Genomic DNA, 21,478 nt, shown 5'->3' with positions numbered 1-21,478 from the left:
AACATTTTTCAATACCTATGTCTTTTCTAGCTACTAAATAAAAATCAATAGGTTTCTTTGGGAGTGAAATGGCCAATGCCCTTTAATTCATAGTCAAAAAAGTTAAGAATGAGTTCATTTTCCGTTTCAATACAGTAATATGGATCAATGTCGGCTTTTCCGCCTTGCAGCACATTTGCAAGGATAGGGGAGAAAAGCGATAAATCAGTCAGGCTTAAATGTTTTGCCCCTTTAAAATGAGTAGTATATGCGTCTTTGAATGATTCATTGTTGAGTTTGTTCGCTACATAAATAGGCGTGATATCAAGCTGCCCCCAAACATCATCTGAATAAATGTTGAAAATCGGGGTCGTATAGGCTTTAGTGCTTGCTGCAAAATTATCCATTTCTTTTTTATAAACAAGCTCACTAAAGAACGGGGCATCAATATTTACGACTGCATCTATATCATCGCGTTCTCTGCCTAGCCAAACACTTGCTGCGCCGCCCATGGAGTGCCCGAACACACCAATTTTCTCTGTATTGATCTGCTGATAAATGGGGTTATTGTCACTCTCGTCTTTTTTAAGTATCGTATCAATGACAAAATTCATATCATCAGTTCGCAGTTTCATCCACTTTTGAATGAGTCCATTGAGTTCTTCATTCGTGTACACACCTTCAGTGTTGAGATTGGTGATTTCACGGTTATAATCTGAATTAATCATAGCCACTGTTCCATCCTCTGACTTAGTATAAAAAGAGTGGTACGGATGGTCGATTGAAACAACTACGTAACCGTGGCTTGCAAGTTCCGTATAGGTAGAAGCATTACTTGCTTTAATGCCAGAGGCACCATGCGAGAACACTAATAGAGGGAACTTACCATCTGTATTTTTTGGATACCAAAATTCTACATTAACAAACCTGTTTTCTCCCTTGTCGCTAAATTCCTCTACACGATTCTTATCAACGTATGTGTAAGTAGCGGTTCCCACACCATATTTGCCTGTCACTTTTGGTGATGGATGCTGCGGAAAAATAATTGCAGGTGCAAATGCAATGACCCATGCCAATATCATAAAAATGGATTTCCATACAATTTTAGAAGTTTTGTATTTTTGGGAATTTGTTTTGTTACGGATAAGAGAAACCGTTCCCTTTATCGCTAATAGGAAAAGTAGTATGGCAAGCATCACCCAGCGGAAGCTCCACGCAATCACTGATGAAAGTGTGAGTATGGCAAAGGCTATAAATATAGCAATCCTAATCCCATTTTTTATTTTTGTATGGGTTTGCTTCGTTACAATATAGTAGGTGGCAAAAGAAATCTCTAACATCAAAGCGATCAATAATAATAAAGTTACCATCGTGGTTACCCCTTCTTTTTCGAATAATATTTTATGAACTCATCATAAAAAAATATCGAAAGGAAGTATATAGAAAAACAGTAAGTTGTATCCACGGGTAAATAAGATGCAAAAAAAAGCGGTAAGCTTTTTCGCTTACCGCATAATTATGTGTTGCAGATTTGATTATTGAGGAACGTCTTTCTTCCATGCCATTAGCTTTTCGTTGATTTGTTGGGCTTCCTTTTGATCCTTTTTCCATGATAGGAAACGAACGATGAAATAGATGATGGCAATTTGCACTGCCAAAATGATTCCATCTGATGGACTTTCCACAATCCCAAAAACACTACTAAGGGCAATCAATAGAAACTCCAATGTGAAAAAATGCAGGATCATTCTAATACGCATATTTTTTTCGCTTAAGTCATTAGGAGAATACAAAATAAATCCTATTATTGCACTTAAAAAGGCGAATGCCATAATGATGTAAATGGACTTCAAATCAAAGGCTTCATCAGGGAAATACAGTTGTCGCAAAATAGTAATAATAATGATGATGAGTGCGAAGATGAGTAAGAAATCCTTGATGATTTTTTTTGCAAATTCGGACAGCTTCATATGTAACCCTCCTGTTATAATCCCAGCATCTTTTTAAGGACAGGCACATATTGCCTTGATACAACAGCGCGCTCCCCGTTATCAAGCACCGCTTCGAGTCGGCCGCTTATGGATGGATGGATAGAAGAGATTTTAGCTATGTTCAGAATCGTCGATTTGGACGCACGAAAGCAGTTCCTACCGTTGCATAGTTCTTCTAGTTCATAAAGCTTTTGTTTGACCTCAAAAACGTTGTCCTTGCAGTAGCTAAAAACCTTCCGTCAACGGCTTCGAAATAATAAATTTCACTCAGCTTAATACGGTGAACTTTATCATTGTGGTAGCCGAGTAAGATGAGGTCTTCCGTTTTCAGCTTGTTTACAATTTCATTGACTTCGTCATCTACCTCATGGCACCTAATGAGGATTTCTTCTGCCAGCTCTTTGTTTATTTCTTCGATTGAAATTTTCATATGATCACCCACGAAAATTCAAATTATTTCAGGTCGACTACGGATGCTGCTTACATCCTTTAGACCACTTCATTATAACACATACATATGCAATCCAGTTTTGCAATGCTGAAACTTAAAGTTAAATCACTCTTGCTACATAGAAAAACTATGTATATAATATTTTTAAATACATAGAATTAGGAGGTATATGATTGCAGCTTCTTTCATAATTCTCATGAAAAAACAAAATAGATATCGAAATTAAAAAGGTGGATGGGTGAGACCAAGATGTTAATGACAGAGCGATGCGAGTTATTGGCTATTTCTGAAGAAGACTATGAATCCATATGGATGTTGTATGTGAACGAAGACGTACGTAAGTACCTTGATGGAACAGTTGATGAGATATCGTTTGGTATTAGATTTCAAATGATGTTGGAATCCAATCATTATTGGACAGTTAGACTGAAAGAAACGAAAGAATTTATTGGGTTAGTATGCTTAGATACAGGCTATGACAGAATCAACACAGAGATTGGCTATCAATTTTTACCTGCTTACTGGGGAAAGGGGTATGCGAAGGAAGTCATCGAGAAGGTAATCGAATATGGCTTTCATTCCTTGGAGTTAACAACGATTGTCGCTGAAACGCCAACACTTAATGAACGGGCCTGCAGGTTGTTAAAAAGAGTGGGGATGAAATTTGAAAAAACATTTAAGAGATTTGGAAGTGATCAATCTATGTTTAGTATTCAGAAGGGGGCTTGGCACAGGGTGAATTGGGGTTAGCGGGCGGTGACAGGTACCGGAAGTATGAAAAGCAAAGAGACACTTCGTACAAAAGAATGAAGTGTCTCTTTGCTTTTTATTTACCAAATGCCCTTTGATTCATAGTTAATACACATCACGTTGATAACGTCCTTGCTTCTGCATATCTTTAAGATACGCTTCGGCTGCTTCACGATTCATTGTACCTTCCTGTTCAATGATGGTAATCAGCGTGTCGTTGACGTCTTTCGCCATATGTTCCTTATCCCCACAAACGTAGAATATAGCTCCTTTTTCAATCCATGCAAATAATTCTTTGCTATGTTCGATCAGTTTATGCTGGACATAAACTTTTTGAACCGCATCGCGGGAAAATGCCGTATCAAGTCTTGTTAATACCCCATCTTGTTGGTATTGTTCCAGCTCGTTTTGATAAAGAAAATCCGAGGCAGCATGCTGATCCCCAAAAAACAGCCATGACCGGCCGGTTGCTTTATTAACTGCACGTTCCTGGATAAAAGAACGGAATGGTGCAATGCCCGTCCCAGGACCAACCATTATAATATCTGTATCTTGGGAATCTGGCAAATTGAAGTGTTTATTAGCTTGAACAAAGACTGGAAGCGTATCCCCTTCCTGAAGACGCTCAGCACATAAAACAGAACAAACGCCTTTTCGGTCACGTCCATGCGCAGTGTAGCGTACAGCACCTATCGTTAGATGAACTTCATCAGGATTTGCTGTAAGGCTGCTTGCAATTGAATAGAGACGTGGCGTCATTTTTCTTAATAAGGAAACGATGTCCTGGGCAGAAGCCTTCCATGGGCCAAAATCACGTAACATATCAAGCAAATCACGCCCATAGCAATATTCCTTTAGTTGGGTTGAATTCTCAACTAACACAAGGTTTTGAAGCAATTCATTTTCTGTAAATGCTGCTGCTTGTTGTAAGATCTTCTTAGTCAGCAGTGTAATTTCAAAGTAAGAAGTCAGCGCTTCCTTTAACGGCAGTGTCTCACCTAGCTTACTAACAGTAACAACCGATTCTTCATCCCAGCCCATTAGCACAAGAAGAGAAGCCACAAGTTCCGGATCATTTGCCGGCACAACGCCAAGTGCATCACCCGGGTTGTAAGAAAGACCTGAATCTTTTAATGATAACTCAATGTGCCTTGTTTCCTTGCTAGAGCCAGTTCCATTTAAATTACTATTTTTTAAAACCTTTGCTCGAAATGGATTAGTCCTTGAAAATGGTTTGTCACTTTTGGTGCTTTTAGGATTTTCCAATGTAAGTTGCATATCATAACCTCCAAAAGTAGTCTATAACTAGAATACCACAGAGTTGGGAAATCAGATGTGGAGTTTGACACACAATGGACAAACAATTTTAATCCGGCTTTAAATAAAAAGAATCATTAGGGTGCCTGGCACCGTGTGAACAGTATCGTATATAGGTAATGGTTTACCAAATGCTTTTTTGTAAATAATAGGATGGTTAAACAATAGATAAAGGAGGACTTGTATGCCACAGGATCGAAAAGAAGAAGTTCAAAACGATGCATACGAAGGAAAAGGGGGCATGTCAGATAATCCACAATGTCTACCGCGTCACGTGCAAAGGGAGCTGCCTCACGAATTTTCTGTGAATCCTCTGTTTGCCCGCGAAGGAGAATTAGTCGTTCCTCGCTTTCACATGCCTGATGATGGCATGTTACCCGAAACAGCGTATCAAATCGTCCATGATGAAATTGCCCTTGATGGCAATGCCCGCCTGAATCTTGCAACATTCGTTAGCACATGGATGGAGCCTGCTGCAAAAGACTTATATGCCAAATCATTCAACAAGAACATGATTGACAAGGATGAATATCCGCAGACAGCCGCAATTGAAGAGCGGTGTGTCCGCATCTTAGCCAACCTCTGGCATTCGCCCAACCCCCTTACGACTATGGGTGTTTCAACAACTGGATCGTCGGAAGCATGTATGCTCGGGGGTCTTGCGTTAAAAAGACGATGGCAAAATGCACGAATAAGAGAAGGGAAGCCGGCGGATCGCCCCAATATCGTGTTCAGTTCTGCTGTTCAAGTCGTTTGGGAAAAATTTGCGAACTATTGGGAGGTCGAACCACGTTATGTGAAGATTAGCCCAGAGCATCCCTATTTGGATCCACAGGGGGTCCTCGCTGCCGTGGATGAAAATACGATAGGTGTGGTACCGATTCTCGGTGAGACTTATACCGGACTTTACGAACCGATTGCTGATATTGCGAAAGCGCTGGACGATTTACAAGAGAGGACGGGCCTCGACATTCCCATGCATGTGGATGCGGCTTCGGGGGGATTTATTGCACCGTTTCTTCAACCAGACTTGGTCTGGGATTTTCAATTACCGAGGGTGAAGTCCATCAATGTATCCGGACATAAATATGGACTAGTCTACCCTGGGCTAGGGTGGATTATTTGGCGAGAAGCGGAGGATCTACCTGAGGACCTCATTTTCCGTGTGTCCTATTTAGGTGGGAACATGCCGACTTTTGCCCTGAATTTCTCTCGTCCCGGTGCACAAGTGCTCCTGCAATATTACAATTACCTGCGTTTAGGAAAAAGTGGGTACCATGATGTGCAAAGGGCTTCTCAGAAAGTCGCTCAATTTCTTAGCAAAGCGATTCAGGAGATGGAACCGTTCGAACTATTGTCCGATGGTTCGGATATTCCGGTTTTCGCTTGGCGTCTGAAAGAGGGATACACAGTAAACTGGAATCTTTTTGATTTGTCTCGACAATTGCGTGTGTTCGGCTGGCAAGTGCCCGCCTATCCATTGCCGCCAGATATGGAAGAGGTGACGATTATGCGCGTTGTGGTTCGAAATGGATTTTCCATGGATCTCGCGCATATGTTTTTGATGCACCTCAAACAGGCCGTTGCCTTTCTGGATTCCCTGGACGGGCCTATGCCACATGATACGAAATGTGATAATGGGTTTCATCACTAAGTGAATCAAAAGAGGAGGTCTTAGTAAAGGCCTCCTTTCATTTAATGACCACCATTTAATCTGTTGTGTGGTGAATCGTATCATAAGGAACCACCGCCAATTGTTAGTTTTGTGTCTAACGATTGGAGTGCATATCATAAGTAAATGAGTTTTTTGTGAAGGTTCGATAAAAAGTAGATTTATAGATCAGAGATGGATTTTGTAAATAATACTCCCGATGTGTAGGTATTCCTAAAAAACGGCTCTGTTATAAATAATGTTGATTCACTGTGTTTGAAAAATAAGCGGTAAAATTCCTCTTAACTTGGGAAATACCCATATTTCCTTAAAAATAAAGGAAGTTTTTCCGTTTATATTATTTAATTCTACGGATTTTGACTTATTTAAAGTAGTTAATCGGAATTTTTCCGCTTATATCTGCTTCTTAAGCTTACTTTTTATACATTAGTCGGAAATTGTCCGCCTATGAATTCCCAAACACATAAACAAAAATCAATAATGAATAATAACAGAGCCTAAAAATTAATAGAATTTTGATTCATATATTGATTCCTAAACTGAATTATTAATTAAATAAGAAACAGATCGTGTATCAGTTCGCTGACTTGCAAGAATACCTTTACCACCTATTACAATATTCAAATTGGCATTTCTTTCTAAACAGGATTGAATCCATTTTACCACCCGCACCAAAGTAGCAGGACTGGTAATAGAAATGGCAATTATAGAAAGTTTCTTGTTTTCAACTAAATCCTAAAGCTCGTGTGTCGTAAAAAAAACAGTAGATTTAATTCCTTTTATAAAAAAGTGGCCAAGTTATTGTCGAAATATAAAGAAAATAAATTGACAAAAATAAGAATTCTATTAAACTAAAAATAGTTCCTATCCTCAAATTTTCTTTTTATGTTAGCTACTCTGAAAATCTTTATTTGCCTTTAAATTCTCCAATATAAGACACATTAAACTTCTTTTCACTCGCATTAATACTCATTAAATTTAAAAAACTTTCCGAAGTTCAAATGAATAAATAAATAATGGAGATGATTCATTCGTGGCATCGAATATGTATGCATTAAATGCCCATGTTGTGGATCTTGGTTTCCAAATTGGTTAAGCCATTTAGGCTAACTGTAAATTTTTGTAGTTTGTCCACTATATTTGTTTAAATGATTTATGGCAATAGTATATTAAAGGTCCTGTAAAAGACATGACCATTGGATAGGAGGAGGGAGGCTATGGGATTTGAAGAAGAGTACCATGCCTTTATGAATACTCACTTGCAGGAAAGAACCGGCGAACGGTTGCGGCGCTTACATGAAGGTCACAAACATGCTGAAATGTTGTTTTTGAAGCAAGTGTGGTGGCCATTATTTCACCATTTTCGGCATTTGCATCCAGAATATGAAGTCAATGATTTTAAGGATGGCAAAAGGTATTTGGATTTTGCTTATATTCGTCCCGCCATCCGGATTTGCCTTGAAATCGACGGGTACGGCCCTCACTTAAAGAACATAAGTAGATGGCAATTTGCTGACAGCCTGGAACGCCAAAATCAGTTGGTGATTGACGGATGGACCGTGATCCGATTTTCTTATGATCAAGTTAAAGAGAAGCCTCGTCGATGCCAACAAATTGTTCAGCAAGTGATTGGCCAATGGCTGGGGGATGAACTGGATCAGACCACTCTGTCCTTAGTCGAAAAGGAAGTGCTTCGGTTAGCGATTCGAAAAGGAGAAGCCATATCCCCTATAGAAGTCCAGAAGTATTTGAAGCTAAGTGACAAGACGGTAAAAAAAGTACTTTCTCAACTAGTCGATAAAAAGATGCTGATTCCCGCTTCTGGGATCGTGAGGGTCCGCTCGTATCGGTTGGGGGATCAGGTTAAGCACCCAATCTGATATATAGACGGAGAAACTTCTCTTAATTAGTAAATAGGATTAATAATAGCTTAAACAGACGGAGAAATTCCGCCTATTGACTCTAAAAACGTGAAAATGGGTAATTTTGCTTTGCATAATCGGAAAACCTCCCCTTATATACCCCTGAACGAGCTCTATTTTGCATCTAACCGAAAAATCTCCGCTTATTTTACTATCGCTGTTTACTCAATTAAGGATAAGACTTCTTATTTAAAAGAAGTGAGATGAGACGTGTTTTTTTTTAAGGGTGCTTTGATTTTATTATTTCAAAAAAATACAAGAGAGCCTCATTTAGATGCGTTACGGAGAACCTTATCATAAATAGAGGCGGTTTTATAGTCGCTATAAATTGAGGTGATACAAATTTTTGTATCACCTTTTAGGTTGATTAAGTTCGAAGGAGAAAATAATGTATGCCAGGAGACTCTTTCTAATTTAGTGATACATAATAGTATTTTTTCATATTCAATACTCAATATAGCGGATATTTGATAAAATAAGTATTTTCATATATCAATATTCAATTGAGGTGAATTGTTTGAATAAATTAACCAGTAAAGAAATCCTGTTTATTGGCTTTATGTTATTTTCAATGTTATTCGGTGCAGGAAATTTAATATTTCCTGCCTATTTGGGACAGGCTGCTGGAGAAAATGTTTGGCAAGCAGTTATTGGGTTTATTATTTCTGATGTGGGTCTTACAGTATTAGCTTTTATAGCAATTGCAAAATCAGGAACATTCGATGCGTTAACTAATAGAGTTCATCCTATTTTTGCTTTACTATTCCCCATGGCAATTTATTTGTCAATAGGACCTGGACTTGCAATTCCGCGTGCAGGCAGTCTTGCCTATGAAATGGGAGTTAAACCCTTATTACCAAATGCAATCGAGTCTTCACCAATCGCACTTTTGGTTTATACAACTGTATTTTTTAGCATTGTCTTTTGGTTTGCAAAATCGCCATCTAAATTAGTAGACAGATTTGGAAAGATTTTAACCCCTTCTTTATTAGTTTTAATCATGATCGTTTTTATCAAGGCATTATTTACTGATTTATCCAGCTTTAAAGAAGCTACATTATCTTATAAAGAGAATCCCATCTCTCAAGGATTTTTAGATGGATATCAAACCATGGATGCCATTGGCGCGTTAATTTACGGAATTATTTTTACCAATATTTTTAAGAGTAGAAAAATAACCAAGCAATCTTTACAAGTTAAATATTTAGCGATATTTGGACTTATTTGCGGCCTGCTTTTATCTATTTGTTATTTTATTATTGGATACTTAGGAGCTTCCGCTTCCATACCAGGAAAAGTTGATAATGGAGCGATTGTTTTAAGTACGGTATTACAGCAATTGTTCGGACAGAGTGGAACAATTGTTTTAGGATTAATTTTTACGCTTGCTTGTTTATGTGTTTGTATAGGATTAATCACATCATGTGCTCAATATTTTTCAAATTTTTTTCCGAAATTACCCTATGAAAAATGTGCAATCTTTTTATGTGTAATCAGTGGTTTTGTAGCAAATCTTGGTCTCTCTCAAATATTAAAAGTATCTGTACCAGTGCTCGGCTTAGTGTATCCAATGGCAATTACATTAATCATTTTAGGTCTATTACATGAGAGATTACCTTTTAATAATCGTCCCGTATATTTCATGACAATCGGCTTTGTCGGTCTATTTAGCTTAATTGAAATAATCAATTCCACATTTTTAAATGGTTCATTTTCAGATTTATTATCAAATGTTCCTTTGCAAAGTGAGGGCTTCGGCTGGGTGATTCCTGGTTTATTTGGTTTAATAATAGGAAGCATTTTTGAAAAATTTATGGTTATGAAGATTAAGTCGGATCTAGTTATTGGTTTTAAAGAAAAAGCATCGTTTAGAAAATAGAAAAATTATTAATCGTTACACAAAAACCTTCCAGATCAATGACAAGATCAGGAAGGTTTTTTAATGAACACTAATAATGTTGAGTGCTTCTTTTATTGCCTCTTTGTAATTCGGCCTCATTTTTTAAGCCGGTTAGCAATGAGTAGCACATGGCCAGCATAATAATGGCAAATGGGAGTGCGGCTGCGATGGAAGCAGTTTGCAATACGTCCAATCCGCCGGCTATCAGCAAAACAGCAGCTAAAGCAGATTGGATGACTCCCCATGTCATTTTTATTTTGTTAGAAGGATTAAGCGTTCCGCTTTCACTTAGCATCCCCAATACAAAGGTTGCGGTATCGGCGACTGTTATATAATAAATCGCAACCACGGCGAAACCCAAAATGCTTAACACGGAACTTAACGGTAGATGATCAAAGAATATAAAAATTGACAATGATACGTTTTCCGCGATATGTTTTGCTAAATCATGATTACCGGATTCTTGTACAAGGTCAAGTGCTGAACCTCCAAACACTGACATCCAAAGGCAGGTTCCAAGTGTGGGAACAATCAATACTCCAATCACAAACTCCTTTATGGTCCTCCCTCTTGAAACCCGGGCAATGAACATGCCAACGAATGGCGCCCAGGCAATCCACCAAGCCCAGTAAAACAAAGTCCATGAAGCAATCCATTGCTCACCTTTTCCAAAAGGGCTTAACCGTAAACTCATTTGTAAAAAGTCACTTAGATACAATCCCGTTGTATTGAAAAACACTTTAATAACAGTTAACGCTGGACCTACAATGAGAATCAGTAACATGATTGCCACTGAAAAGATGATAGCTGCGTTGGATAAGTACTTTATTCCTCTTTCCAAGCCTGTATTAATGGAAATAATAAAAAGAACTGTTGCGACCACAATGACAATAAGTTGGATAAATAACGTATTAGGAATGCCGAATATGTCATGCATACCTGCAGTCACCTGCATGGCACCTAGCCCCAAAGAGGTGGCAATACCGAAAACTGTTGCAAAGATGGACAAGATATCAATCGTTTTGCCAATCGGCCCGTAAATCCTGTCGCCCAAAATGGGATGGAACGCTGAGCTGATAGCTGCAGGAAGCCTTTTATTATATTGAAAAAAGGCAAGAGCTAACCCAATAACAGTGTAGATTGCCCAAGGGTGCAAGCCCCAATGGAAAAATGTGTATTTCATTGCTGTGTTAGCTGCGTCAACCGTATAACCTTTCCCGTACGGAGGGGCTGTATAATGGGTGACTGGTTCGGCGACGCTCCAATATACAATCCCGACACCCATACCAGCACCAAACAGCATTGCCAGCCAGGAAGCGGTAGAGAAATCAGGCTTATCATTTCTCTTGCCGAGTCGGATATTACCGTACTTTGAGAATAACAAGTAGATAGAAAAAATAACGAAGAATAGAGTAGTACCGAGATAAACCCACCCAAGGTAATCAATTGAGCCATTATAAATGGCGTTGGTGACCTTGGTAAGATTATCTGTAAAAAAAACTCCCCAGAGAATAAAAATGAGGGTCAACAATAAAGAGATAATAAAAACACTATTTTCTTTAAACTTATCCATAGAAACCTCCTGGCACTTGAAGAATACTTAAAATTACGATTTATCACTGTCAGTTATTAAAGGGATTGTATTGAAATTCCCACTTATCCGTATCCATTAACTCTTCATGGGGTACCTCTAAACCGCCTCCAAGATAAATAGTTTGCCCTTTAATCGCAACCACCATAGCTTCGATTAACATATCACTATCCTTCTTTTTATATATGTCTCCCAACTGTGTGGATAGCTCGCCGTATGGATGAGTAATTTGTGGGCCAGCGTCATCGAAGTTTTCTTCAATATTTACCATATCTTTATAATCGATAGGATGACTGTCAGGAGCACGGCCAGGTACCATTAATAAATATTCGGTATGCTTGATCCCATCCAAATCGCTTGTAATGACCCCTTTGTTATCAACAGTTTCAACCACTTCAATTTCATTTAAGGAATAGTGATCCAGGGTATCGGGGGCCGGATTGTTAATTAAAATCAAATCTTCCGCTACAGGCTTTTGATTATTCCTAAGCGTATATACCTTATGATTATAAATAAAGCTGTCATTTTCCCTTGGAATGTATCTTTCCACACTTGCTGAATTGGTTATATGCTGTGTTAAATCCCTCAGCTTAATAAGATGAACGGATAGTTTATACATTGGTTTTACTCCATATACCTTGTGTAACTCATTGTTATAGTAAACAAATTGCCCTTTTCTTACTTGATACAGTTTCACGACTAAATCTCCCTTCAATCATAGGTGGAGTACTATTCATAACTACATGGAATTTGGATGCATCGCTTTCTTCTTTAGGATGCCTTTTTTCTAGAAAAACATGAAATTTGATTATTAATAGTATTAAAGCTTTATTTCATATGCGAAAAAAAACAGCACCCTCTAATTTAATGGAGAGGTGCTGCTTTGTTATTTGAATGCCTAGCTGACAGTTTTTGCATGAATGGTTGTTTTTGCTTAGGTTAATATTCTCCTTTAATGACAAAATACGAGCCCCGAATGGTTCCAGCTAGTTTTGACTTCTGTCTAGCAAACTTAAACTTCGCTTCTAACTCCTTTGGTACTTCCATCCCCTCAGAAAGCTTAAAACCAACGGCCCGCTTCGGCTTAGGACCATCAACCGTATACAAGACGTTGACTGAAAGGCCATCCTCATAAAAGACGTAGGTCCAATTAATATTTTCCACTTGAAAACGCGACGTTTCTAAAGGTTTGGCCGCAAACTCAATATCACGTTCTTCTTTCAAAATTCGGTTCACATAATCAAGGGTATCCTGACTTTCGCTAGCTGGAACAACCGTAAATTCATGCTTGTATTTGTTCATAAAGTATCGGGCTTCATTCGCACGTAAACCTGCAAGCGCTTCTGCTACAGGTGAAGACTCTAAACCAACCGTGGACACATTTTTAAAATCAACGCTATAGGACAATTCCATCGCTCCTTTTATTTCCTAACAACAGGAATCCACATTTCACCAAATACTAAACCGTTTCGTTGCCCCATAATAACCGCTGTATTTGGCCCGCCCACATAGGCGAAATTCTTTGCTTCCGGCAAGACTTGACCAAAGGCAATGCCAGTAACCATATTACTCAACTCTTCAGTTGTTTCTGCTTCTCCTTTTACAACCAGGTATTCTCCTTTAGGAAATTGGATCATTCTGGTTGCTTCTGGAAGTGATACCTCTGTCATGACGCCAGCATAATGCATCATCTTGTTATTCACCGCTTCATTCACGACAAAAATGTAATCATTTGTGGCTAAGGATTTTAACTTATCAAGTGTACCATCATCTTTGACGGCCGACCAAAAGTCTGCCTTTTCCTTGTTTATACCAGCGTAGTCTGTGTAGTGGCTCTTAAGTTCCGTTCCAATACCTAAAACGGTAAAGCTGTCTTTTTCTTCTAGGGTATAATCTGCCATATTCAAAACCTTCCTTTTTTTAAAATGAATCAAATGATTTGTTTTTTCACTTGATGAGATTATAATAGCTTTAAATCATGTCAAAAAATGATACTGTTTAGGAGATCACGATGAAAAAAGTTGAACGGATTAATACCATTATGCGGTATATCAACAACCGCGCCAACTTTACCATTTCTGAAATCATGCAAGAATTTAATATCTCTCGTTCGACAGCGATTCGAGATATCAGAGAAATTGAAGCCATGGGGATGCCACTTGTCGCGGAGGTTGGTAGGGATGGGGGTTATTTTGTCATGAACAACTCTGTCCTGCCCACTGTCCGCTTTACCGATAATGAGATTAAAGCTCTTTTTATTGCCTTTATGGCCACAAGAAATCAGCAACTCCCTTATCTAAAGAGTCGTCAGTCTTTAGCTGAAAAATTACTAGGCCTCATCTCGGAAAATCAGCAAGAGGATCTTGTTCACTTAAATCAAGTTTTGCTTTTTGAAGGGACCAACCCCAATAATCCTGACCTACTTGAACTGTCAGATCTACCCCATCCTATGTTAGAAAAACTCATCCAAATCCTTCTTTTGGATAGTTATATAGTGATTACCATCAAAGAAGAGACGGTAATAAATTCTTATCCAATATATCTCTTGCATCTTTACCATGAAAAAGGCATTTGGCTGATTGAAGGCTTTGTCTTAAAGGATGAAAAGAGGAGGATTTTCCCTGTCGACAATCTCACCGATGTCAAACCATACTATACGAAAAATAGATTAAGTAAGAAAAAGATTTTAGAAAAACTAAGTAAGCAAGAAGAAGAGATTAATCTAGTCCTTGAACTTGGCCCAATGGCGATTGCCCAGTTTAAAAAATACCATCCTTTAAAAATTTCAATTTCCTATACGAATCCATACCAAACCACAGCCATTCTAAAAACTTTTATCAATGTTACTAATCCCGAAGAATTAATCGAAATAACAAATTGGCTACTTTTCCTGGGTGAGGATATCAAAGTCAAGAAAGTGCCAAAAGAAATTTTAGAAGGTTTACAAGAGAGATTATGCTTATATGCTTATTTTGCCCATAAGGAGAGATAGTTAAAACTCAAATAAGTTTGGTCAGTTACCCCACTTCTTTGAGTGGGGGTTTTTTGTGAGGCCTACAATGTCCTCCTACTAAAATTTAATAATTATAAAAGTTTAAATAGTCTGAAGTGTGATTAAACTGTTAGAGAAAATGAATTTATTCTTGAGGTGGTATTTTGAAAAAAATAATAGGTTTTAGTGTCCTGGGGGTTGTTTTGGTAGCCGGACTTGGTTTGGCTGTGTTTTGGGAGAAGCAAGATAAGGGGAATGATGGTGGGAACAAACAGGGTTCCTTTCAGCAGGATGCAAATGAGGTCATGAAAAAGGCGGTAGAGGTAACACTTTCGGATGATGGCAGTGTGAATGCAAGTCATTTGTCTATTCCGTGGACTATTAACAAGAGTAACAGTCTGTTTTTCCTGAGTCAGCGGGAAGGCTCCGTTATTCAAATTGACGGGAATCTTGGTATGGTAGAAGTGCAGAAAGTAAAGGTTTCACAGGATATTGTCAATGAAGGTGAAGGTGGTTTTCTTGGATTTACTTTAGCACCTGATTTTGCTACGACAAAGAAAGCATTTGCTTATCACACCTATCAGAAAGACGGCAAGACCCTAAACCGAATAATTTCACTCAAACTTGAAGATCACACCTGGAAGGAAGATAAAGTCCTTTTAGATGAGATACCTGGAGGTACGGTTAGTAACGGCGGCCGGCTAAAAATTGGTCCGGATGAGATGTTATATGCCACTACAGGTGATGTCGGCGTAAAGGAAAACGCCCAGAATCTTGATAGTTTAGCGGGTAAAATTTTAAGAATGAAGCTAAGCGGCGATATTCCGACTGATAATCCATTTAAAAATTCGTATATTTATTCCTATGGACATCGGAATCCTCAGGGATTAGCCTGGGATGGGGACGGCAACCTCTATAGCTCAGAGCATGGAGAGTCAGGCCATGATGAAATTAATCTGATTCAAGCAGGGAAAAACTATGGCTGGCCTGTGGTTCAAGGAGATGAAGGTGCAAAAGGCATGCTGAAGCCAATTCTTCAATCCGGTGATAAAACCTGGGCGCCGTCAGGTATGGCTTTTAAGGATGGAAAACTTTTTGTTGCTTCTTTAGCTGGGAAGCAAATCTTCACCTATGACCTAGCAAGTAAAAACTTTCAGGAGTTTTTCGGAAATGCAGGCAGATTAAGGGATGTATTAGTCGATAATAATGAGTTGTACACAATTACCAGTAACCGTGATAACCGTGGAAATCCGACAGACAAGGATGATCAATTAATCCATCTTTCTTTAACAGAAAAGGCTTCTACCAACTAAAAAGGTAATCGTCCGATTAATAGGACGATTACCTTTTCTTTTCCAAGCTCGTTATCAACCGCCGCCAAGGCTCTTTACATAATCTGCAACGGCCTGTATTTCTTCCTTAGACAATGTATCTTTAAATGGAGGCATTTGGCCTTTTCCATTTTCCACCTGTTTGATGATGGCAGCCTGATCCATTTTCGTGTTTGTTAAGTTTGGACCATTATGCCCACCTGCACCACCTGCACCGTGGCAGGCCATGCAATTGTTTTTATATACCGTTTCTCCTGCTTCCGTGCTGGTTTTTTCCTTTTTGGTTTTATTATTGGTTGCCTGCTCCTTTTCTTCTGCTGCACCTTGTTTTACAGGGGATATATTGATTTTATTCTTAGGAATATCCTTTACAGATCCATATTTGCCCTCTAATGAGAAGGTGTAGATTTTATCCCCATGTTTTGTTCCAGCCAGTGTATTTCCTGCGGCGAAGATGGAGATATACTGCTTTCCATCGATTTCATAGGTGATTGGAGGGGCATTCGCACCTGCATCCATTTTAAAATCCCATAATTGATTTCCGTTGACTGCATCGTAGGCAATTATTCTTCCATCATTATGACCGGTAAATACCAGGTTTCCTTTTGTAGTTAAGAGACCGCTGTAGGCGATAGCATCCCAATTCTTTTGCCAAACGATTTTATTCGTTTTAATATCAAGTGCGGTCACGGTGCCGCGGCTAGGGGAGTTTTCCACCGGCTGCCATACACTGCCGATATACTCTTTCCCTTGTTCAAACCTTGCCTTTTCTTCTTCCCCGTAATGCGCATAGGCAAAATAATTGTCATTTCCTAATACGTAAAAATACTCTGTGTTCGGGTTGTAAGCCGAGGGCGGCCAGTTTGCTCCCCCTTGGGGCGATGGTTTAAGGGTAACCGGCTTATCCCAAAACGGTGTAAACATACTTCCGATTGTCCCTTTAAAATCTTTTGGTAAATCGCGTTTAACATCTTCCTCGGTAACTTTTTGTGGTACAAATGCATCTCCAATAGGAACGGGCTGTGTTGGAGAAGTTTTTTGGTTTGTATTTTGTGGAACTGGCTTTTCCTCAATGCCAATGAGGGGCTTGCCGTTTGTTCGATCCAAAAGATAAAGCCATCCTGTTTTCCCAGCTTGGGCAATTCCTTTTCTCATTTGGCCATTCATTTTCACATCATATAAAACGACAGGATTGGCTGGATCCATATCCCAAATATCATGATGTACTTCTTGGAAGTGCCATTTGTATTCTCCTGTATTGGCATCAAGTGCAAGAATTGAGTTGGCGAATAAATTATCTCCTTCCCTCTTGCTGCCATCCAGGTCTGGCGATGTATTCCCGGTTGAAAAATAAATGAATCCAAGTTCTGGGTCAATGGCCGGAGTCTGCCAAACAGGCGCTCCGCCTGTAAGCCAATTTCTGCTGCCCTTTGGCCAGGTTTCACTTCCTTTTGCACCTGGAGCAGGTAGTGTATAAGTTCTCCAAATTTGTCTGCCAAGTTCAGAGTCATACGCGGCTACATATCCTCTAATGCCATACTCGCCACCGGCAATTCCTGTGTAGACTTTTCCATCATAATAGAGTGGGGCACTGGTAATGGTATAACCTTTTTCCCAATTATCTACTCTGGTTTCCCATACTACCTTACCGGTTTTTTGATCTAAAGCAACCAGCCTGGCATCTAATAATCCGACAAAGACTTTCCCGTCTCCTAACGCTACACCACGGCTTGTCCACCCGCAGCAGACGGTATTCAGCCCATTCATGAGATTGGGTCTATATTCCCAAATCATTTTCCCAGTTTTTGCATCGAGGGCCTGGACTTGATTCGCCCCCGTGATGGTGAACATGACCCCATCATAGACAAGTGGGGTCGCCTCACCAGAATATTTAAACTCAAAACCTGAACCTAGGCTGGTAACCCATTCTACTTTTAAGTTCTTAACATTAGAGGCAGTGATTTGGTTAAGGGGTGAGTACATGCTATTATGGATATCACCGCCATGCGTTGCCCAATTTCCTGCTGGGGGCTTGGCCAACTCATTAGGTGCAAACTTCGGTGCAATCTTCCTTTTATAATCCATATGCTGATAGGAATGATAGTTAGTGTTAGACAATTGCTCCTTTGTTTTACTTTCAGTGGCTCCCTGCTTACTGTCTTCGCCCTTGTCTGCTTTTTTTACTTCAGACTTTGCCTCATCGTTTCTATTCTTCTCAGCCTTGTGTGTAGTGGTACAACCTGCGGTTAGCAAAAGGAATAATAAAATAATAATCCAACCAGACTTCTTCATCTATTCACACTCCTTTCAATCTTTTTATAGTAATTTGCCCGTATATAAGAAATTTTTATTCATTCAGATTGGCTGCAGCAAATTTTTTAGATTGGGGCATAACAGCTACTAAAGATTTTTGGGTGGTGACGGGCAAGGGGATCAAGTAACTCATAAAGGTGCTTGGCACCTGGTGATATGGTTTCGGGGTAAAATATAGGGGAAGTGCTCATTAATTATGAGGGTTCATACTTTGTGCTACGGGTAATACGGATAGGGAGCAAATTAAAAGCTAGGTGAGACACCTAGCTTTTTAAACAAATTTTTTAGCGACTTCAATTAATTTCTCACTTTGAAGGGTTACACTTTTGAAAAAGCTTATGATAAAAAAACCATTAGTGATAGTGAATTAATTGAGTATATTACAACGAAAATTAGTAATCCAACTGATATAGTACAAAAAATTAGTGAGTATAAAGCAAGTTTAGTTGAGTTAAACGTTTGGGATAAATATTTTTAACCATTATTAGGGGCTCAGTTCAATGAATTATGGAGTACCTTAAATAATATGCGAAATATGGTGGCCCATAATAAGCCGATTTGTCTAGATTTATACACAGATACTAATCAAACGATTAATGATATTCATCAAATTTTTGATAGTGTTGTCGAGAAATTTAATGAAACCTTTAAGAGTATTGAGGATATTGAAATAGATGAACTTTTTCTAGAATTAAATGATCAGTATTCTAATGAAATGGACTATGCTCGTTTTGAAGAAGCAGGTATTGAAGCAACTCCTACTGAGCAAGAAGTATTAGATCAAATATCTGAATCTGAACAAATTCGATCTATTATTGAAAATTTAAAAGAGTATATCAGTGAATATACAGGAATACTTGAAGAAATACTTGAGTTTATTGATGATGATTTTGAACGAAACCTGGATTTTTCTTATCATGTGCAAAAAAGACAACAGCTATTGGATATTAGTAATATATTTAAAGAGGATTTTAAGAAGGTCTCTAATAACTATTTACAAGAATTATCCCAAGCAGTAAATGATGAGGATTTTGAACATATTTGGAGTGATATAAAATCAGAAATAGAGGATTACTGTACTGACATGACCGATAGAATAGCTTCTAGTACAGTTGAAGAAGAATTTTATTTAGAAACTCCGCTTGTCGAGATTAATATTTCAACATCTTTGCTGAAATTGTTTCACAAGGATTTATTTCTCCTGAAAGGGGTTCTTCTAATAATTTGACAATATTTTTAGTTGACAATGGTGTTGAAAAAGAAGAGGGTAGTATTACAAAAGATTATGGAGATTATTTTATTGAAGAAATCAGAGATAAATTTTTTAGCTTGATTTAGAAACATTTGCAGTAAATAAAAACTCAGGGCTTGATGAATATTTTTTCTTCAAGCCATTTTATTTTTGGAAATAAATCGTATAACAACAAAAAACTCATCTAAGAGGATGAGTTTAAACAAACTATGTATCCGTGCACCTTCTGTTGATTGGCATCCATAAGCGTTGCTTAAACAGTTAACTCAGTTCAGGCAACCCTACGGCACATGAGAGTATCCATTTAATGCTGCTTCCTTCCGGACCTGACATGGTTCATGGAGTCTCATTGCGTAGGACCAAAACGTCAACATTACTTTTTTAAGACAGTCCCTACAGAATACCTAACCTAAAGAAGGGGTTAAACCTCGCTGGAGCGGATTGCGAGTTACAGGGCACCGCTACCTCCCCGTCTAGCACGGTAATATAAATATACTGAGGTTTTGGAGGAAATGCAAACTTTATCTACTGTAAAACCATTCAATTTTTACCTATTCTCAAACCCTTATACTAATAAGTAAAGATTTTTATGAGAGTACTCAATATGATTTCAAAACTTTTATTAAATATGCAAATATCACCAAAAGGGGTTATATTATTTTTGTTAGTGGGTTTGTTATTGGTGTACGAGTAATTTCTCCTCCTAAAGCAGCTAATTTGCTGGAAAAATTAACGTATCCACGGTCTAAATGATTTAAATTCGAAACATACGTCTGGTCTTCGCAGGATAAACCAAGTAATATTAAAGCCGCTGCAGAGCGTAAATCTGTGGCTTCAACCTCGGCTCCTCTCAAATGGGAAATACCGTTAATAACAGCGGACTTTCCTTTAATCAAAATATCTGCATTCATGCGGCAAAATTGCCCTACATGCAAAAAACGGTTTTCGAAAACAGTTTCTGTAATGGTACTGGTACCTTTTGCGTGAAGTAAAAGTGACATCATTGGAGCTTGTAAATCTGTTGGGAATCCCGGGTAAGGTAATGTTTTTATATCTACTGGTTTTAAATCTTCAGTCCCAACTACCCTAAGCCCATCTTCTACTTCAATAATCTTAATTCCCATTTCTTTTAATTTTGTAATAAGTGAGGTTAGGTGCTCATGTATTGCGCCTTTTACTATTACATCACCTTTTGTAATTCCAGCAGCTAGCATAAAAGTCCCTGCTTCAATCCTATCAGGAATTATAGAATGTGTTGCTCCAGTAAGATAATCTACTCCCTCAACTTCAATGGTACTGGTTCCTCCGCCTTTTACTTTAGCTCCCATTTTATTCAAAAAATTTGCCAAATCATTTATTTCTGGTTCGCTGGCACAATTTTCAATAATCGTTTTTCCTTCTGCTAAAGTAGCAGCAATCATAATGTTTTCTGTAGCACCTACGCTAGGAAAGTCAAATCTGATTTTCGCTCCATTTAATTTTTCCTTCACCACTGCTTCAACAAAGTCATTTCCTTCCTTTATTTTAGCTCCCATCGCTTTAAACCCCTTTAAATGTTGATCAATTGGGCGAGAACCAATAGCACATCCGCCAGGGTAGGGGATTTTTACGTGTCCGTTACGTGCCAAAAGAGCTCCCATGAATAAAAAAGAAGCTCGCATTTTTTTTACATATTCAAAAGGAGCCGTTGTAATTAATTTCTTTTCTGCATTTACTTCAACTGTGTTATTAGAAAAATTAACATCAGCATTAAGGGATTTTAAAATTTCGATTGTTACATTAACATCAGTGAGGGATGGTACATTTTGAATAATATTCTTACCTTTTTCGGCTAATAAAGCTGCAACTATAATTGGTAATGCTGCATTTTTAGCTCCTTCAACTTGCACGCAACCGCTTAGTGCTTTTCCTCCATGAATGATTATTTTTTCCATGCAAATTCCCTCCGACAATAAAATCATACATTAGGATATGCGAATTGCATGTATGGGTGTTTGTAGGAAGGAAATTAGTCTAA

At 38.4% G+C, this 21,478-nt stretch carries 17 protein-coding genes, 1 other RNA gene and 1 pseudogene; 7 read left to right on the top strand and 12 right to left on the bottom strand.

All coding sequences use genetic code 11. From position 1 onward, the window contains the following. Nucleotides 1–44: 44 nt before the first annotated feature. From QFZ87_RS24285 to QFZ87_RS24270, 4 genes and pseudogenes are all read right to left on the bottom strand, one after another. Complete coding sequence (locus QFZ87_RS24285; protein WP_309867345.1) at nt 45–1,349, bottom strand: alpha/beta hydrolase family protein; 1,305 nt, start codon at nt 1,347–1,349, stop codon at nt 45–47. A gap of 165 nt (nt 1,350–1,514) precedes the next feature. Beyond that, on the bottom strand, nt 1,515–1,949 hold the full coding sequence (locus tag QFZ87_RS24280) for a DUF3021 family protein (protein ID WP_309867343.1): 435 nt from the start codon (nt 1,947–1,949) through the stop codon (nt 1,515–1,517). Between the two features lie 14 nt (nt 1,950–1,963). Further along, nucleotides 1,964–2,146: pseudogene (locus QFZ87_RS24275) on the bottom strand (LytTR family DNA-binding domain-containing protein); the annotation flags it as partial. Further along, on the bottom strand, nt 2,146–2,400 hold the full coding sequence (locus tag QFZ87_RS24270; RefSeq protein ID WP_309867340.1) for a hypothetical protein: 255 nt from the start codon (nt 2,398–2,400) through the stop codon (nt 2,146–2,148). The pseudogene QFZ87_RS24275 and the gene QFZ87_RS24270, both read right to left, overlap by 1 nt. A 276-nt stretch (nt 2,401–2,676) precedes the next feature. Between QFZ87_RS24270 and QFZ87_RS24265 the strand changes: the two genes are divergently transcribed. Further along, the gene (locus tag QFZ87_RS24265; protein ID WP_309867337.1) at nt 2,677–3,171 is read left to right on the top strand and encodes a GNAT family N-acetyltransferase; all 495 of its coding nucleotides are present in this window, start codon (nt 2,677–2,679) and stop codon (nt 3,169–3,171) included. A gap of 105 nt (nt 3,172–3,276) precedes the next feature. On the opposite strand, the gene QFZ87_RS24260 is transcribed toward QFZ87_RS24265, so the two are convergent. Beyond that, nucleotides 3,277–4,449, bottom strand: coding sequence for a sulfite reductase subunit alpha (locus QFZ87_RS24260; RefSeq protein ID WP_309867333.1), 1,173 nt, complete (start codon nt 4,447–4,449; stop codon nt 3,277–3,279). A gap of 223 nt (nt 4,450–4,672) precedes the next feature. Here QFZ87_RS24260 and gad point away from each other — a divergent pair, with 223 nt between their 5' ends. The 3 genes from gad (at nt 4,673) to brnQ (ending at nt 9,961) form a co-directional block, all read left to right on the top strand. Next, nucleotides 4,673–6,142 carry a glutamate decarboxylase gene (gene gad / locus QFZ87_RS24255; protein ID WP_309867331.1) on the top strand — a complete coding sequence of 490 codons (1,470 nt, stop codon included), beginning with the start codon at nt 4,673–4,675 and terminating at the stop codon, nt 6,140–6,142. 1,235 nt (nt 6,143–7,377) lie between these two features. After that, a complete protein-coding gene (locus tag QFZ87_RS24250) occupies nt 7,378–8,040 on the top strand; it encodes a DNA-binding response regulator (protein WP_309867329.1) in 663 nt (220 codons plus the stop codon). Between the two features lie 559 nt (nt 8,041–8,599). Continuing rightward, a complete protein-coding gene (gene brnQ, locus QFZ87_RS24245) occupies nt 8,600–9,961 on the top strand; it encodes a branched-chain amino acid transport system II carrier protein (protein ID WP_309867326.1) in 1,362 nt (453 codons plus the stop codon). Nucleotides 9,962–10,031: 70 nt separating this feature from the next. On the opposite strand, the gene QFZ87_RS24240 is transcribed toward brnQ, so the two are convergent. The 4 genes from QFZ87_RS24240 to QFZ87_RS24225 all read right to left on the bottom strand — a co-directional run bounded on the left by QFZ87_RS24240 (nt 10,032) and on the right by QFZ87_RS24225 (nt 13,474). Further along, complete coding sequence (locus tag QFZ87_RS24240) at nt 10,032–11,555, bottom strand: glycine betaine uptake BCCT transporter (RefSeq protein ID WP_309867323.1); 1,524 nt, start codon at nt 11,553–11,555, stop codon at nt 10,032–10,034. A 49-nt stretch (nt 11,556–11,604) separates the two neighbouring features. Further along, nucleotides 11,605–12,270 carry a hypothetical protein gene (locus QFZ87_RS24235; RefSeq protein WP_309867320.1) on the bottom strand — a complete coding sequence of 222 codons (666 nt, stop codon included), beginning with the start codon at nt 12,268–12,270 and terminating at the stop codon, nt 11,605–11,607. Between the two features lie 242 nt (nt 12,271–12,512). Then, on the bottom strand, nt 12,513–12,980 hold the full coding sequence (locus QFZ87_RS24230; RefSeq protein ID WP_309868091.1) for a phage tail protein: 468 nt from the start codon (nt 12,978–12,980) through the stop codon (nt 12,513–12,515). Between the two features lie 14 nt (nt 12,981–12,994). Then, on the bottom strand, nt 12,995–13,474 hold the full coding sequence (locus tag QFZ87_RS24225; protein WP_309867317.1) for a GyrI-like domain-containing protein: 480 nt from the start codon (nt 13,472–13,474) through the stop codon (nt 12,995–12,997). 110 nt (nt 13,475–13,584) lie between these two features. Between QFZ87_RS24225 and QFZ87_RS24220 the strand changes: the two genes are divergently transcribed. Together QFZ87_RS24220 and QFZ87_RS24215 are read left to right on the top strand one after the other, a co-directional pair. Beyond that, a complete protein-coding gene (locus tag QFZ87_RS24220; RefSeq protein ID WP_309867314.1) occupies nt 13,585–14,565 on the top strand; it encodes a helix-turn-helix transcriptional regulator in 981 nt (326 codons plus the stop codon). 164 nt (nt 14,566–14,729) lie between these two features. Further along, nucleotides 14,730–15,878: a PQQ-dependent sugar dehydrogenase gene (locus tag QFZ87_RS24215; protein ID WP_309867312.1), complete on the top strand. Its 1,149-nt coding sequence runs from the start codon at nt 14,730–14,732 to the stop codon at nt 15,876–15,878. Between the two features lie 54 nt (nt 15,879–15,932). Here QFZ87_RS24215 and QFZ87_RS24210 read toward each other — a convergent pair whose 3' ends face one another. Beyond that, nucleotides 15,933–18,188 (bottom strand): outer membrane protein assembly factor BamB family protein, encoded by a 2,256-nt coding sequence (locus tag QFZ87_RS24210; RefSeq protein ID WP_309867310.1) that lies wholly within the window; start codon nt 18,186–18,188, stop codon nt 15,933–15,935. Nucleotides 18,189–18,735: 547 nt separating this feature from the next. Between QFZ87_RS24210 and QFZ87_RS24205 the strand changes: the two genes are divergently transcribed. Then, nucleotides 18,736–19,437 (top strand): hypothetical protein, encoded by a 702-nt coding sequence (locus QFZ87_RS24205; protein ID WP_309867307.1) that lies wholly within the window; start codon nt 18,736–18,738, stop codon nt 19,435–19,437. Between the two features lie 239 nt (nt 19,438–19,676). On the opposite strand, the gene ffs is transcribed toward QFZ87_RS24205, so the two are convergent. Both ffs and murA read right to left on the bottom strand, forming a co-directional pair. After that, nucleotides 19,677–19,943: signal recognition particle sRNA large type (gene ffs / locus QFZ87_RS24200), an RNA gene on the bottom strand. A gap of 168 nt (nt 19,944–20,111) precedes the next feature. Then, nucleotides 20,112–21,395, bottom strand: coding sequence for a UDP-N-acetylglucosamine 1-carboxyvinyltransferase (gene murA, locus QFZ87_RS24195; protein ID WP_309867304.1), 1,284 nt, complete (start codon nt 21,393–21,395; stop codon nt 20,112–20,114). Nucleotides 21,396–21,478: the final 83 nt, after the last annotated feature.

It is taken from the genome of Bacillus sp. SLBN-46, from assembly GCF_031453555.1.
Taxonomy (GTDB): domain Bacteria; phylum Bacillota; class Bacilli; order Bacillales; family Cytobacillaceae; genus Neobacillus.
The sequence above is the reverse complement of the archived record's forward strand: the minus strand, read 5'-3'. Positions and strand labels throughout refer to the sequence as shown.